12 protein-coding genes are annotated in these 15,245 nt (G+C 67.7%); 8 read left to right on the top strand and 4 right to left on the bottom strand.

Going from position 1 to position 15,245, the window contains the following annotated elements; translation table 11 throughout:
• Positions 1 to 40: 40 nt before the first annotated feature.
• Both ACXJKJ_RS13035 and ACXJKJ_RS13030 read right to left on the bottom strand, forming a co-directional pair.
• Positions 41 to 1,597, bottom strand: a complete 1,557-nt coding sequence (locus ACXJKJ_RS13035) for a chitinase (RefSeq protein WP_457390394.1) — start codon at positions 1,595 to 1,597, stop codon at positions 41 to 43.
• Between the two features lie 77 nt (positions 1,598 to 1,674).
• Complete coding sequence (locus tag ACXJKJ_RS13030) at positions 1,675 to 3,441, bottom strand: glycosyl hydrolase family 18 protein (protein ID WP_457390393.1); 1,767 nt, start codon at positions 3,439 to 3,441, stop codon at positions 1,675 to 1,677.
• 314 nt (positions 3,442 to 3,755) lie between these two features.
• Between ACXJKJ_RS13030 and ACXJKJ_RS13025 the strand changes: the two genes are divergently transcribed.
• The 8 genes from ACXJKJ_RS13025 to ACXJKJ_RS12990 all read left to right on the top strand — a co-directional run bounded on the left by ACXJKJ_RS13025 (position 3,756) and on the right by ACXJKJ_RS12990 (position 12,859).
• Entirely contained in the window at positions 3,756 to 5,024 is a 1,269-nt protein-coding gene (locus tag ACXJKJ_RS13025) for an ABC transporter substrate-binding protein (RefSeq protein ID WP_457390392.1), read from the top strand.
• 699 nt (positions 5,025 to 5,723) lie between these two features.
• A complete protein-coding gene (locus tag ACXJKJ_RS13020) occupies positions 5,724 to 6,614 on the top strand; it encodes a carbohydrate ABC transporter permease (protein ID WP_457390391.1) in 891 nt (296 codons plus the stop codon).
• Positions 6,611 to 7,429, top strand: a complete 819-nt coding sequence (locus ACXJKJ_RS13015; protein WP_457321293.1) for a carbohydrate ABC transporter permease — start codon at positions 6,611 to 6,613, stop codon at positions 7,427 to 7,429. The genes ACXJKJ_RS13020 and ACXJKJ_RS13015 overlap by 4 nt, the downstream gene beginning before the upstream one ends.
• A 9-nt stretch (positions 7,430 to 7,438) precedes the next feature.
• Positions 7,439 to 8,782: a GH1 family beta-glucosidase gene (locus ACXJKJ_RS13010; protein WP_457390390.1), complete on the top strand. Its 1,344-nt coding sequence runs from the start codon at positions 7,439 to 7,441 to the stop codon at positions 8,780 to 8,782.
• A 121-nt stretch (positions 8,783 to 8,903) separates the two neighbouring features.
• Complete coding sequence (locus tag ACXJKJ_RS13005; RefSeq protein ID WP_457390389.1) at positions 8,904 to 9,809, top strand: glycoside hydrolase family 16 protein; 906 nt, start codon at positions 8,904 to 8,906, stop codon at positions 9,807 to 9,809.
• A gap of 2 nt (positions 9,810 to 9,811) precedes the next feature.
• A complete protein-coding gene (locus tag ACXJKJ_RS13000) occupies positions 9,812 to 10,372 on the top strand; it encodes a hypothetical protein (RefSeq protein WP_457390388.1) in 561 nt (186 codons plus the stop codon).
• Between the two features lie 143 nt (positions 10,373 to 10,515).
• Positions 10,516 to 11,274: a substrate-binding periplasmic protein gene (locus ACXJKJ_RS12995; protein WP_457390387.1), complete on the top strand. Its 759-nt coding sequence runs from the start codon at positions 10,516 to 10,518 to the stop codon at positions 11,272 to 11,274.
• Positions 11,275 to 11,335: 61 nt separating this feature from the next.
• Positions 11,336 to 12,859 (top strand): hypothetical protein, encoded by a 1,524-nt coding sequence (locus ACXJKJ_RS12990; protein ID WP_457390386.1) that lies wholly within the window; start codon positions 11,336 to 11,338, stop codon positions 12,857 to 12,859.
• 4 nt (positions 12,860 to 12,863) lie between these two features.
• Here ACXJKJ_RS12990 and ACXJKJ_RS12985 read toward each other — a convergent pair whose 3' ends face one another.
• Together ACXJKJ_RS12985 and ACXJKJ_RS12980 are read right to left on the bottom strand one after the other, a co-directional pair.
• Positions 12,864 to 13,925, bottom strand: a complete 1,062-nt coding sequence (locus ACXJKJ_RS12985) for an ABC transporter ATP-binding protein (RefSeq protein ID WP_457390385.1) — start codon at positions 13,923 to 13,925, stop codon at positions 12,864 to 12,866.
• Positions 13,922 to 15,172 (bottom strand): ABC transporter substrate-binding protein, encoded by a 1,251-nt coding sequence (locus tag ACXJKJ_RS12980; RefSeq protein ID WP_457390384.1) that lies wholly within the window; start codon positions 15,170 to 15,172, stop codon positions 13,922 to 13,924. The genes ACXJKJ_RS12985 and ACXJKJ_RS12980 overlap by 4 nt, the downstream gene beginning before the upstream one ends.
• Between the last annotated feature and the right edge of the window lie 73 nt (positions 15,173 to 15,245).

The following is a 15,245-nucleotide window of genomic DNA, read 5'->3' as shown; positions in this document are numbered from 1 at the left end:
AAGCGCCCGCAGCGACTGCCGCGGGCGCTGGGTCAACGGATCAAGGCAAGGCGTTCAGCGCATTGCGCACGCCGTTGGAGAAGGATTGCCCATCCTTCTTGTCCCAGTTGATGGACCAGGTCATGACGCCCTTCAAGGTCGGGTAGGCCACCGGCGGCTTGATGGCGCCGCATTGCGTCAGCTTGGTCAGGCAGTTCAGCGCCGCCGTGATGGTGGCGAGGCTGGCCTGGCCGCTGTTGGCCGACGAGGGCCCCGAGGGCAGGCCGAAGGCGACCTGGTCCGGCCGGATGCCGCGGAACACATACGGCCCGCTGCCGTTGTTGGTCGTGAAGCCCTCGATCAGCATGCGGCTGGCGGCCACCAGCATGTCGGTGCTGCCCTCGGCGAGTCCCTGCGTCGCATAGGGCGTGTAGACGGCGCCGTTGTTGTAGTACTGGACATGCAGCACCGAGAGTTCGTCGCGCAGGCCGTCGATGATGGGCAGGTAGGCGCCCCAGATGCCGCTGTTGGCGACATAGCCGCCCTGCACATACGGGTGCTCCGGTGCCATCGACAGATAGAAGCTGCTGCCGATGCGGGCCTTCAGCTGCTTTACGGCGGTGACGAGGTTGGTGATCACCGGCGCGCCCGACGTGACGCCGGCGCCACTTTCCAGGTCGATGTCGATGCCGTCGAAGCCGTATTTGCGCAGGATGGCCTCGACGCTGTTGACGAAGTTCGTCACCTGGGTCGCGTTGTTCAGCGTCACCGTGCCGTTCTGGCCGCCGAAGGACAGGACAACCCTCTTGCCCTTGGCGCGGGCCGCGGCGACGTCGGCGATGAAGCGCGCTTCACCACCCGAACCCGAGTCGAGGTTGAAAGTGATGCTGCCGTTGCCGCCGTCATCGGCAAAGGCCACGACGATGACGTCATAGGCCGCCGGCACATCGCTGATCGGGAAGGTCGGCCCCGACGGGTTGGTGAAGTTGTGCCAGTAGCCGATGAGCTGGTGCTTGCCGGGTGGCGGTGCGGGCGTGGGCGAAGGTGCCGGTGTGGGCGCTGGGGTCGGCGCAGGCGTGGGAGCCGGTGTTGGCGCGGGAGTAGGCGCCGGGGCCGGTGCGGGTGTTGGCGCAGGTGAGGGCGCCGGTGTGCCGCTGACGATGGTCCAGGGCTGGCCGGAGCCGGCCGGGCCGTTGTGCGTGGATGGGTTGTCGCCCTGGGTCCACCAGTTGGCCTTGTAGTTCACGCCCTGATAGGACACGACGGCGCCGGCCGAATAGGCGGTGCTGGCGCTCCAGGTGCCGGCCGGTGCTGGTGCGGGTGCGGGTGCGGGTGTTGGCGCCGGCGTGGGTGCCGGTGAGGGCGCTGGGCCCGAGGCCGGGCCGATGTCCGTCCACAGCGAGGCATTGGTCGGGTTCCAGCCGGTGGATGCGTAGTCGGTCTGGTTGACGTTGGCCTTGTAGATGCGGCCGTTGTAGGCCACGACCGTGCCGGCCGTGTAATAGGTGTCGGCCTGCCAGGCCGGGTAGGTCTGGGCAAAGGCGGGGTTGCTCAGCAGCAGGGCACCAGCGAGCAGCCAGGGCGTGGCCGCGCGCGGCAAAGGTGGGCGCGAGATCATGGAAAGTCTCCGAAGGGGATGGAAAAGGCCGCCGCCCGGCAGACCGGTGCGGCGGCGATTCAGCTCAGGGGAGCTGCTTACTTCCAGGGCGCGTTCTGCAGCGCCGGGTCGTCGACGAGATTGAGCAGGCCGGCGGCCTTCTTGCCGATGGAGCCCGGCGAGGCCAGGGCCGCGCTGCCGCAGCTGCCGCTCGCCGTCTTCAGGGCCTGCCACAGCATGGCGCCGTCACGCGGGTTCTTGTTGGCCAGCGTGCTGGTCGTCACCGCGTTCAGATAGCGCTCCACCGAATAGGCCTGGTTGATGTTGACGCCATAGCTGTTCTGCAGGATGACGGAGCCCGTGCACTGCGCGTCGGCGTTGTTGACCACCAGCTGCGCGCCAGACCAGCCTTCGGGTGCCGTCTCGAAGCCGATGGACACGATGGTGCTGGCCGGGAACAGCTGGCGGTACTGCTTCCAGGCGGTGACGCCGTCGAAGTGCTCGAAGCGGGCGTCGTAGGTCATGATGTTGACGATGTTGAACGCCGTCTTCAGCGCCGGGTAGGCGTTGACGAGCAGGCGCTCGCCGCCGGCCTTGCCGCCCCAATAGCTGGTGCCCACGCCGTTGCACTGCGCGTCGCTGCCTGTGGAAGCGGTGCAGTCCGAGCCGGACGACCAGGCGGCCACCGTCAGGATGCGGCCGCCGCCGGCCAGGTCCACCGCCTTGCGCATGGCCTTCACCGCACCGGCGTAGGCGTCGGTGGTGATGCCGTCGACCTCGTAGTCCACGTCCAGGCCGTCGAAGCCGACGTCCTTCATCAGGTTGGACAGGGCCGTGATGGTCGGGCCGCTGCCCGCATGGCCTTCAGCCGACAAGGTGCCCCAGCTGTTGTACGTCGCGCCGCCCACGGCCAGGATGACCTTGATGTTGCGGGCGTGCAGGACATCGATGGCGGCCTTGATGTCCGAGGGCCGGCCGTTGAAGTTGATGCCGGTACCCGACCAGTTGTTGGCCGCCATGCCGCCCCACGAGAAGTTGGGCTGGGCGAAGGCCGCCACCACATGGGTGTAGTTGGCCGGGATGCGCGCGAAGTTGCTGGCCACGAAGACCTGGTTCATCGTCATGCCAGTGGCATCGAACCAGTTGTCGCTCCAGCTCGGGTAGTAGACGGTGTAGGCGCGGCCGTTCTGGGTGGCGGACTTGGCGTTCGGGTCGCTCAGGCCGGGCGCCGGGGCAGGCGAGGGGGCCGGGCTGGGCGAGGGGCTCGGGGACGGCGAAGGCGAGGGACTCGGCGACGGGCTCGGGCTAGGCGCTGGGCCGGTCGTGCAGGCGCCTTGCGACGTCCAGGGTTGGCCGCTGCCGGTCGGGCCGTTGTTGGTGGCCGGGTCATTGCCCTGGGTCCACCAGTTGGCCTTGTAGTTGGTCGTGCCCTTGCTGGCGATGGCGCCGCCGCTGTAGGCCGTGCTGCTGGACCAAACCGGCGCGCAGGTGCCGGTGGGTGCTGGCGCGGGGCTGGGGGCGGGCGACGGGGCCGGCGTGGGAGCGGGTGTCGGCGCAGGTGTCGGGGCGGGCGTGGGCGCAGGCGACGGCGCCGGGCCGGAGGCGGGGCCGAGGTCCGTCCACAGCGAGGTATTGGTCGGGTTCCAGCCGGTGGAGGAATAGTCGGTCTGATTGACCAAGGCGCGGTAGTTGTGGCCCTGGTAGGTCACGACGGTGCCGGCCGTGTAGTAGACGTCGGGGGCCCAGGCGGGATAGGTCTGGGCCAGGGCCGCGGTGGCGCTGGCGCCGAGTGCGAAGGCGGTGGCGGTGATGGCGGCAAGGCGACGCAGTTGCTGCATCGGGATGCCGGTAGAGGGCTGCTTCATGAGAGACGTTCCTGTTGTGCCAAGGTCTCGTTGAAAAGGAGAGTCCCAACGGGGCTCTCCGGCGGCTGGCCTGCCTCTCCGTGCGGGCTCTTTGGAGCTGGTTCTAACTGGTATGCATCCAGTTTGCGACTGCTACCACCTCTTGAATACCACTTTGCCACCAGTGATTTCGGCGTCACCGGTGGAAACCCGGAGTTCGGGTGACAAAACGTTGCTGTCGCGGGTTGGAAGCCTTCGTCTGAAGTGGCCCTAGGGTTTGTGCTGCTGGGGCGTCGCACCCGCTAGAAGCACAATCTTGAAAGCGCTTTCAAACTATGTCCGGCTCCCATTCCTTCCCCCGTCGCCACCTGCTCGCGGCCGCCCTTGGCGGCGCTGCCGGCCTGAGCCACGCCAAGGAGCAGTCGCCACTGACCGTGGCCGCCTTCCCGCTGGTCGACGTCATCGCCAAGGATGTGCTCAAGGGCTGGAACCAACGTCACCCCGAGATCCGCACGGAGGTCATCAGCCGCCAGTACGACGACCACCACACGGCGATGACGACAGCGCTATCGACCTCCGGCCACTTGCCCGACGTCATCGCGCTGGAGACGAGCTACCTCGGTCGCTTCTCGCTGGGCACGGGGCTGGAGGATTTGTCGGCGCCGGCCTTTGGCGCCGAGCGCTTCAAGGACCGCTTCGTGTCCTTCGCCATCGAGACGGCGCGCAACCGCGAGGGTGCCATCGTGGCGCTGCCGACCGACATCGGCCCGGGCTCCCTGTTCTACCGCACCGACCTGTTGGCCCAGGCCGGGCTGAAGGAAACCGACCTGACGCAGTCCTGGGAGGCTTATGTCGACGCCGGCATGCAGCTCAAGGCCAAGACCGGCGCCTACCTGATCGGCGACGTGCGCCTGCTCAAGGACATCATCGTGCGCGGCGGCACGCCGCCGGGCGAGGGCCAGTTCTTCGACAATCACGGCCGGGCGCAGATCACGTCGCCGCGCTTCGTGCGAGCCTTCGAACTGGCGCAGAAGGTGCGCCGCCAGAAGCTGGACGCGCGCGTCGAGGTCTGGTTCAACGACTGGGCCGAGATGCTCAAGCGCGGCCGCCTGGCCACCGAGCTGTCGGGCGGCTGGATGGCCGGCCAGATGGCCAACTGGGTGGCGCCGGGCACGGCCGGCAAATGGCGCGTCGCCCAGCTGCCGGAGAACACCTACTGCTCCTACGGCGGCACCTATTACGCCATCCCGCGCCGCTCGGCGCCCGAGCGCAAGCAGCTCGCCTGGCAACTGATCCAGGAGCTGACGCTGGACCGCCAGCGCCAGCTCGAGGCCTTCAAGTCGCAAGACGCCTTCCCGGCCCTGCTGGATGCGCAGCAGGACGCCTTTTTCGACCAGCCGGTACCCTTCCTGGGCGGCCAGCACGCACGCCTGCTGTGGCGCGACGCCGCGCGGCGCATCCCCGTCGTCAAGATGCACAAGCAGCACAAGTTCGCCGACGAGGTCATCAACGCCGAGCTCGACAACGTGCTCGAGTACGGCAAGCCCATCCACCAGGCATTGGAGGATGCTCAGGCGCTGTTGGTGCACAGGGCGAATCGGTGATGGTTGCTCGTTCGAACCGGGGTGTTTTGGCCAAGCCCAGCCGGGATTTCGTCCCGGCGGCCGACCTACTTTTTGCGCCGCCAAAAAGTAGGCAAAAAGCTCTCCCCTGCGAAACCGCCCCTGTCGGGGTCCCCTGCGATGCTCGAAGCCCGGGGCCGCGCCCAACTCACTTCGCTACGCTCCGTTCAAACAAAGGGGCGCGAAGTCAGAAGTTGATGCGAGCTGCGCTCGCGCCTCGGGCTCCTGCGCTTCTCGGCGGTTTAGAAGGGGAGGCCCCGAACAGCCACAACAGCCAAACCCGAAATCGGGCTGCCACTGGGCTGTTCAATCACACCCCCTTTGAGGCCGCCGAGGAGCGCAGGACTTCAAGCCCGTTCGCGCAGCGAACCTCAAGAACTGACTCGCGACGCTTGTTTGAGCAGAGCGTAGCGGCGCGAGTTCGGCGCGCGGGCTTGAAGTCCGACGCACTGAGGCAGGACCGAGCACAGCACCTGCGTGCTGTGCGACGCCTGACGAAGGACTTGCCGCTTGCAAGCGGCAAGGCACGCAGGGCAGCCCGCTGCGAAGCTAAGGGCCGGGCGGTTCGGGGGCGACTCTTTGCCTTCTTTCTGGTCGCTCAGAAAGAAGGTCGCCCGCCGGGGCGACGTCCCGGCATGGCCATCGGCATCAACCTCCGACAGCTCGCGGAGCGCTGACCTCATGCGCATCCCTGCCTCCTGGACGCCCTACCTCCTGGTCAGCCCCTTCCTGATCCTGTTCGCCGTGTTCGGCCTGTTCCCGCTGCTGTTCTCGGCCTGGCTGGCCTTCCAGTCCTGGGAGCCGACCAGCGGCATCGACTCGATGAAGTTTGTCGGCCTCGACAACTTCATCTTCGCGTTGACCGACGGCTGGTTCTGGAAGGCGCTGCGCAACACGTTGTGGCTGGCCTTCGCCTCCGGCGCGCCGCAGCATCTTGTGGCGTTGCCGCTGGCCGTCTTCCTGCACCAGGCCTTCGGGCGCTGGCGTGGCCTGTTCTCGGGTGCCTACTTTCTGCCCTACATCACATCCACGGTCGCCATCGCGATGCTGTTCGGTTCGCTGTTCTCGAACGACTACGGGCTGATCAACCAGGCCCTGCAAGCGATGTTCGGCATGGAGAACATCAACTGGATGCGCTCCCCCGAGGCCATCAAGCCAGCCATCGCCCTCGTCGTGTTCTGGCGCTACGTCGGCTTCAACCTGGTGCTGTATCTCGCCGCGCTGCAGACCATCCCGAACGACCTCTACCAGGCCGCCAAGCTCGACGGCGCCAACGCCTGGCAGCAGTTCTGGCGCATCACCCTGCCCAGCCTCAAGCCCATGATCCTGTTCGGCGTCACCCTGTCCCTGATCGGCGGGCTGCAGCTGTTCGAGGAGCCCTTCATCCTGACCAATGGCAAGGGTGGTGCCGACCAGCAGGCCATGACGGTGGCCATGTACCTCTATCGCGAGGCCTTCGACTTCAGCGATTTTGGCGGCGCCAGTGCGCTGGCCTGGATCATGTTCGGCGTCATCGCGCTGCTGACCTGGCTGACCAACAAGGCCTTTGCGGACAGGCGGGTGCAGGCATGAAGAGGGTTCCGAAGTACGCGGCCTACGCGGTTGTCGGCGCTGGTGCGCTGATCATGCTGGCGCCGTTCTATTTCATGTTCGTGTTCGCGACCCAGTCGCGCACCGACATCTTCAACGTACCGCCGCCGCTGTTCTTCAGCACCGAGCTGCTCAACAACATCGCCGTGTTGACGACGCGCCTGCCGTTCTGGAAGAACGTCGGCTGGAGCCTCTACGTCGGCCTGATGTCCACGGCGCTGACGCTGCTGTTCTGCTCGATGGCCGGCTATGCCTTCGCGATGCTGGAGTTCCGTTTCAAGAAGGCTCTGTTCGCCCTCGTCATGGGAACCATGATGGTGCCGGCCTTCATGAACATGATCCCGACCTTCATGGTCATGGACACGCTGGGCTGGATAGACACGCACCGGGCCCTGTACCTGCCGGGAGCGGCCAGCGCCTTCGGCATCTTCCTGATGCGCCAGTTCGCCGCGTCCACGGTGCCGCACGAGCTGATCAACGCCGCGCGCATCGACGGCTGCAGCGAGGTGGGCATCTATTGGCGCATCGCGCTGCCGCTGATGAAGCCGGCGCTCGGCACGCTCGGCCTCATCACCTTCATCAGTTCATGGAACAACTTCATGAACCCGCTGATCGTCATGCGCACGGCCGAGAACTACACGCTGCCGCTGGCCCTGCGCAGCCTTTTCAGCACCACGAGCACCGAATGGGGCGCCCTTATGGCCGGCTCGGCCATCGCGACGTTGCCCCTGCTCGTCCTCTTCGTCATCTCGTCGCGCCAGCTCATCGCCGGCCTCACGGCGGGCGCCGTCAAATAAGAACAGTCCATGAATCCTCTGCACCGCCCTCTGCACCAGCAATTTCCGCCCAACTTCGTCTGGGGCGTCGCCACCAGCAGCTTCCAGATCGAAGGCGCCGCCCACGCGGATGGCAAGGGCGAGTCCATCTGGGACCGCTTCTGCAGGCAGCCCGGCGCGATCGCCGACGCCAGCAACGGCGACGTGGCCTGCGACCACTTCAACCGCCTCGACGACGACCTCGACCTGATCGCGTCGCTGGGCGTCAACTGCTACCGCTTCTCCATCGCCTGGCCGCGCGTGCAGGCCAAGGGCTACGGCGACTTCAACCCCAAGGGCCTGGACTTCTACGAGCGTTTGGTGGATGGCCTTAAACGACGCGGCATCCAGGCCTTCGCGACGCTGAACCACTGGGACCTGCCGCAGGGCCTGCAGGACCGCGGCGGCTGGAACGACCGCGATACGGTGCACCGCTTCGTCGACTACGCCCGCCATGTGCAGGCCCGCATCGGCGACCGCGTCGACGGCATCACCACGCACAACGAGCCCTGGGTCGTCGCCGTGCTGGGCAATGAGCAGGGCAACTTCGCGCCCGGCATCAAGAGCCGCAGAACAGCCATCCAGGTCTGCCACCACCTGCTGCTCAGCCACGGCCTGGCCCTGCAGGCGCTGCGGGCCGACGGCGCCAGGAGCCAGCTCGGCATCGTGCTCAACCTGTCGTCCACCGTGCCGGCCACCGCCATGCCCGAGGACGTCGCCGCCGCGGCCATGGCCGACGCCCGCAGCCGCCGCTGGTATGCCGACCCGCTGTTCAAGGGCAGCTATCCCGAGGAGGTGATGGCCGAGCTGGGTGGAGACGCGCCTGTCGTGCATGCCGGCGACATGGCCGCGATCGCCCAGCCGATGGACTACCTTGGCGTCAACTACTACACCCGCACCGTCGTGTCGGCGAGCGGCGCGGACTGGAAGCCCGAGGAGCGCGGCCTGCCGGTGTCGGACATGGGCTGGGAGATCTATGCCGACGGCCTGACCGACCTGCTCGTGCTGCTGCACCGCGACTACCCCGGCCTGCCGCCCGTCTACGTCACCGAGAACGGCGGCGCCTTCAAGGACCAGACCGTCGTCAACGGCCGCGTGCAGGACGACGACCGCATCGCCTACCTGCACGACCACATCGCGGCCGTGGCCAGCGCCATGCAGAAGGGCGTGCCCATGGCCGGCTACATGGTCTGGAGCCTGATGGACAACTTCGAATGGGCCAGCGGTTACCTGAAGCGCTTCGGTATCGTGCACGTCGACTACGAGACGCAAGCCCGCACGCCCAAGGCCAGCGCCGAGTGGTACCGCGACTTCCTGCGCGATTGGCGGGGATAGGCCCACCCCCTACCGGCTGCGCCGGCCCCCTCGAGGGGGCGTCGCCAGCGGCCTGGCAAAGCCAGTTCCGCGGCGCCCTTGGGAAGGCACGACGCCTGACACGACAACTATGGAGACAAACATGAAACACATCACTCCCGCTCCCAGCCCCTGGCGCCATGTGCTGCCGGCCATCGCCTTCGTGCTGACAGCCTGCGGCGGTGGTGGCGGTTCGGCCACCGCTGCGCCGGCCCCCGCGCCCGCTCCCGCACCGGCCCCCGCGCCATCCAACAGCTGGACCCTGGTCTGGAGCGACGAGTTCGACGCTGCCGCCGGCACCGTGCCCAAGGCCGCCAACTGGAACTACGACATCGGCAACGCCGAGAACAGCGGCTGGGGCAACCACGAGTTTCAGTACTACACGTCCAACGCCCGCAACGCGCAGATGGACGGCAGCGGCATGCTCGTCATCACGGCCGAGAAGGCCAGCAACGCCGGCCCCTGCTGGAACGCCAAGCCCTGTGACTACACGTCGGCGCGCATCCACACCAATGGCAAGGTCGGCTTCACCTACGGCAAGGTCGAGGCGCGCATGAAGCTGCCGTCCGGCCAAGGCATCTGGCCGGCCTTCTGGGCGCTGGGCACCGACCTCGCGACGGCCGGCTGGCCGAAGTCCGGCGAGATCGACATCATGGAATTCATCGGCAAGACGCCAAACACCACCTACGGCACTCTGCATGGCCCCGGCTACTCGGGCGCCCAGGGCATTGGCAAGCCCTACGACTTCGGCAAGCCGGTCGCGGATGACTTCCACACCTACACGATCATCAAGCGGCCCAACGAGATCGTCTGGCAGGTCGACGGCGTCGACTATCACCGCCTCACGCCCGCGCTGCTGCCCGCTGGCGGCACCTGGGTGTTCGAGAAGCCCTTCTTCGTCATCCTCAACCTTGCCGTCGGCGGCGACTGGCCTGGCGCGCCGGACGCCACGACGCCGCTGCCGGCACAAATGAAGGTGGACTGGGTCAGGATCTACAAGGAGAACTGACCATGCGTCGTCTGCTTTGCGTCCTGACCCTGACCCTGACCGGCGGCCTGCTCTGCGCTACGGCTGTCGCCCATGCCGTCGAAGTGAAAACCTCCTTCGGCAGCTTCAACGCTCCCGAGGGCGTGTCAGTGGTCAATCGCGAGGAGAAGCCCGACAAGGCCGGCAGGCCCACGGGGCTGGCGGTCTATTCGCGCACCGACGATCCCAAGGCCGTCTTCATCGTCTTGTGGAACTATGCCGAGCCCGATCCGGCCAAGCCCTACGACCCGCTGGATGGCGCGGTCAAGATCGGCAACCCCTTCGACAAGAAGCTGAGCCGCGACGCCGCCAAGCCGGTGGCGGTGGGCGGCGTGGAAGGCGGACGCTACGAGGGCAAGCTGCCCAACGGCCTGCGGGCCGTCAGCTACGTGGCCGTGAAAGAGGGCTATCGCCTCATCGTGCTGTTGAAGGCGCCGCCGGACAGCCCTTACAAGGAGCTGTCCGACGCCTTCGCCCGGGGCGTCGAAGGGTTTGCCTGGGCGGTGCCCCTGCCCGAGCAGGCGGCCTCGGCACCGTCGCAGTGAAGCGGCCGCCTGGGCGCTGACGAACTGTTTCTTGCGCCAGGGCGCTGCAAAGATGCGTAGCATGGCGGCGGCTTTTCGATCGTGCCGGTCGTCCGCCGCATTGCGCAGGCGGCCACGGCGAAACAGCCGCCCCAGGAGGAACCGTGGTCGCCATCCGCCTGCCGCTGCGCATGCTTTGCACCGTCCTGGCTGCGATGGCGTTGGATGCCGGCGCCGCGGGCGCGCTGCCCTCCACGCTGCGGCTGGCCAGGCTGGATGGCGTACCCGATCAGCGCATAGGCAGCGAAATCCTCAAAGTCGCCTATGCGCGGCTGGGCATCGACCTGCAGTTCGTCGCCGTGCCGGCCCTGCGCTCGCTGCTCGAGTCCAGCGAGGGGCGTCTTGATGGCGAGGTCCAGCGCATCCTGAACGTCGAGGCGCAGTACCCGACGTTGCTGGCGGTCCGGCCCTCGATCAACTACATCGAGCCGGCCGCCTTCGTGAAGAAACTCGATTTCAAGATCCAGGGCTGGCCCTCCATTGCGGCCTACCAGGTCGGCATCGTGCGCGGCGTGGGCTCCTCCGAGGCGGGAACCCAGGGCATGGCCCGCGTGACGGCAGTCCCTTCGATGGAAGCCCTCATGCGCATGGTCGCCGCGGAGCGCATCGATGTGGCCGTCAACGACCGCCTGAGCGGCATGCTCATCCTTCAACAGCTGGGGCTGCAAGGCGAAGTGCACCCGCTCGATCCGCCGCTGCAGCACATCCCGCTCTACCACTTCCTGCATGTGCGGCATGCGGAGTTGCTGCCGCGGGTCGAGGAAACCCTGCGCGGCATGGCGGCCAGCGGCGAGCTGGAACAGATTCGCTCACGCGCGGCGAAAAGGATCGCCGAGGAGTACGAAAGACGCGCCTTGCCCTGACGCCGCGCTCGCACCGTCGCCTGCGGCGACACTGCGACCGGTCCAGACGCCGATCCACCGCATGCCCTGCACGCCGTTCCACCTCCGCCCCATCCCGAAGCTCTGCCTAACCCTGTGCCTGTGCGCAGGAGGCGCCGCTGCCCAACTGCCCGAGCCCACCGGGCTGCGCCGCAACGAGGCCCTGCTGACCCTCGAATACCAGACCGTCAAGGTGCCGGGCGACCAGTCCATCGACCTGCTGGGCTTTCACGCCTACCGCAAGCTGCTCGACGGCGTCTATGTGGGTGGCGGCTTCTATGCGCCGCTTGTCAGGGGTGCCTATGGCGGCTTCGTGGCCGCGGACCTGGGCCTGCACTTCAGGCGCCCGTTGGCCGGGCCGGTATTCGCGATGGCGGGCCTGTCGGCCGGCGGCGGCGGCGGCGGGCGCAGCGTCGAGCACAGCAAGCTGCTGTCGGGCAGCGGCGGCTTTGCCAAGGGCTATGCGGGCCTCGGCTATGACTTCGGCGAGTTCACGCTGGGCGCCACGGTCTCGCGCCTGAAGTTCCGCCAGGCCATCATCGACGGTACCCAGGCCAGCCTGCTGCTGGAGGTGCCCTTCAGCTACCTCACTGGGCCGTTCTCCGGCCACGGCCAGCCCTTGCCGGCCGTGGACGACCACCGTGCTGGCGCGGAGATGGGCGAGAACATGTTGACGCTGTCCCTGGACAACTACCGGCAGCAGGATCCCCAGGGGTCGAACAGGAACACGGTGCGGCTGGCCGACCTGCAGTACGCGCATTTCTTCGCCGCCGACAGCTATTGGTTCGCCGCCCTGGGCATGGGCTACAGCGGCCTGCCGCTGTACAACCAGTTGCTGGGCGGGGTGGGCCAGCGCTGGCGCGTCGCACCCGACATCACGCTGTACGGGCAGCTGGGCCTGGGCTCGGGCGGTTATTCGTCGGATGTGATTGACACCAGTTCGGGCCTGCTGGTCTATCCCAAGCTGGCCGCCGAGTATTCGCTGACGCGCGACCTGGGTCTGGCGCTCTCTGTCGGATACATGACGGCACCCAAAGGCAGCTCGCGCAACCAGACCTGGGGCCTGAGCCTGACGCACCACTTGCGTTCCGGCCGCAGCGCCGAAGCACCCGGCCCGGCCCGTTGGCAGGGCCTGCGCCTGTCGGTGCTGCACCAGACGGACCTGCACCTGAGCTACCGGGACACCGACCGCCCCTCAGTGCAGATGCTGGGCCTGCAGCTCGACGTCCCCGTCGGCCAGCGCTGGTATCTGCCGCTGCAGGCCTCGGCGGCCTACAACGCCTATCTGGGCTACCCCGGCTATGCCGAGATCCTCGGCGGCGTGGGCGTGCAGACGCTGGCAGGGCCGGGGGAGCGCCTGCAGGGCTATGCCCAGGTGCTGGCCGGCGCCAATGTGCACGGCAAGGCGGTCAAGGCCAATGCGGGTGTGCGCTGGCTGCTGGATGAACGCCTGGCCCTGAACTTCAGCATCGGCCGCGTCGAAGCCCGCAGCGCCGGCGGCGGGCAGTTCAAGGCCGACAACCTGGCGTTGGGGCTGGACTATCGGTTCTCGATCCCGGCGCGTTGAGTACTCACACTTCGATGCGGTCTCCGGCCGCGTCGAACCACATCGTCTTGCCCGCATCGAAGCCAAAGCGCACCTTGGCGCCTTCCTGCACTTCCGGTTGACCCGGCAACACGGCGGAGATGGTCGAGCCGGCACAGCTCAGCCAGACGACATGCTGGTTGCCGAGCGGCTCGACAAGCTGGACCTCGGCCTCGAAGGACTCGCCGGCGCCGACGCGAACGTTCTCCGGCCGGATGGCCAGCGTCAGCACCTCGCCTTGCGGGCGCGCCGCGAGCACGGCGGCCAGCGGCACGCTGAAGGCGGGGGACGCGAACACGCCGCCTTCGCCGACCTGGCCCTCGACGCGGTTGATGGCCGGCGAGCCGACGAAGCCCGCCACTCGCAGGTTGTTCGGCCTCTCGTAGACCTCGGCCGGTGTGCCGATCTGCTGGATGACGCCCTGGTGCATGACGACGATGCGTGTGGCCAGCGTCATCGCCTCGACCTGGTCGTGGGTCACATAGATCATGGTGTTGCCCAGGCGGCTGTGCAGCAGCTTGAGCTCGCGGCGCAGGTCGGTGCGCAGCTTGGCATCGAGGTTGGACAGGGGCTCGTCCAGCAGCAGCACCTTGGCCTCGCGCACCACCGCGCGGCCGATGGCGACGCGCTGGCGCTGGCCGCCGGACAGCTGGCCGGGCCGGCGCTCCAGCAGCGGTGTCAGCTGCAGCATGTCGGCCGCGGCGGCGACGCGCTTTTCCAGCTCGGCCTTGGGTGTCTTGGCCATCTTCAGCGGGAAGGCGAGGTTCTCCTTCACGGTCATCGTCGGGTACAGCGCATAGCTCTGGAACACCATGCCCACGCCGCGCTGGCTGGGCTCGGCGCGGGTCATGTCCTGCTCGCCGATCTGGATGCTGCCGCCGCTGACCTGGTTCAGCCCCGCGATGGTGTGCAGCAGCGTCGACTTGCCGCAGCCCGAGGGCCCCAGCAGCACGAGGAACTCGCCGCTGTTGACGTCAAGGTCCAGCCCCTTGATGACCTCATGGTTGCCGAAGCGGATGCTGAGGTCCTGGATGTGTACGCGGGTCAAGGTCGTCTCCGGTTGTCGTTGTCGTCTGTGTTCTGCAAGACCCTGGCGAGGGTCTGTTGCACCGTCTGCACGGGGATGTCGCGGTTCCAATAGTCGCTGACCGCGCGTTCGAGCGCCGTCAGCTGCGCCGGCGCGAGCAGCAATTCCGTGTTGCCGACCAGCCGGCCGGCATCGCGCAGCGCCGCGGCGCCGGCCTGGGCGCAGACGTCCAGCGTGCGGGTGTCGAGGTCGGTGCGCACCGGTACCGAGCCCTTGCGGGCGCTGAAGGCGAGTTGGGTGGCGGGCGCAGTGGCGACGCGGGCTAGCAGGGCCTGGGCTGGCCGGGCGCTGCCGTCCCTGTCCTTGGGAAAGACCAGCACGTCGCCGCTGACGATGTAGGTCGAGCGCGGGCTTAAGCCCGGCGTGCAGCCATAGTCGCGGCCCGGTTGCTGGCCGGCCTGGGCGAATTCGCCCTTGGCCCAGTCGCCCATGAACTGCAGCCCCGCGCGGCCGCTGACGAGCAGGGCCGTCGTGTCAGCCCAGCTGCGCCCGGGCGAGGCCGGGTCCACATAACGGCGCAGCTTCTTGTAGCTCAGCAGCACCTGGCGCAGCGCCTCGCCCTGCACGGCCGCGGCATCGCGGTCACGCAGCACGGCCAGATACAGGTCGCGTCCGCCCTGGTTGGCCAGCAGCGCGATGAAGAGGTTGAGGTCCTGCCAGGACTGCCCGCCGTGGGCCAGCGGGATCAGCCCGGCGGCTTGCAGCTTGTCCAGCGTGGCGAAGAGCTCGTCCATGCTGCGCGGCTCGGCCTTCACGCCGGCTTTGGCCAGCGCCGCCTTGGAGCTCCACAGCCACACCGGCATGTGGATGCTGACGGGGGCGGCGTAGACATGACCGTCCACCTTCACGGCGTCCAGCAGCACGGCAGGCAGCACCTCGGCCCAGCGGCCCTGGGCGGCCACGTCGTCGATGGCTTGCAACCGGCCTTCGCGCGCCAGCCGCACGAGGGCGAGGGACGGGTTGAACTGCGCCGCCATCGGCGGGTTGCCGGCGGCGACGCGCTCCTGCACGACCGCGCGCGCCTGCTCCGACGCCGTCACCGCCAGCTCGCGCCACTGGCCGCCGGCCGCGCGGTAGGCCTCGGCCAAGGCCTGCTTGGCGGCCGTCTCGCCGGGCGAGATCCACCAATGGACGACGTCCGTCGGCGTCCCGGCCTGGGCCACGGCGGCAAACAGGGACGTGACAAGAAGGACGCAGGCGCGGAGCATCACGGCATCATTACCGAGAATTAATAAACTTAATATCGTATTAACCACTAGCGCCGACGCCATTAAAGTCTGC

This window comes from Roseateles sp. P5_E1 (assembly GCF_054049335.1).
Note: the sequence above shows the minus strand (reverse complement) of the source record. Positions and strands in the feature narration are given on the sequence as shown.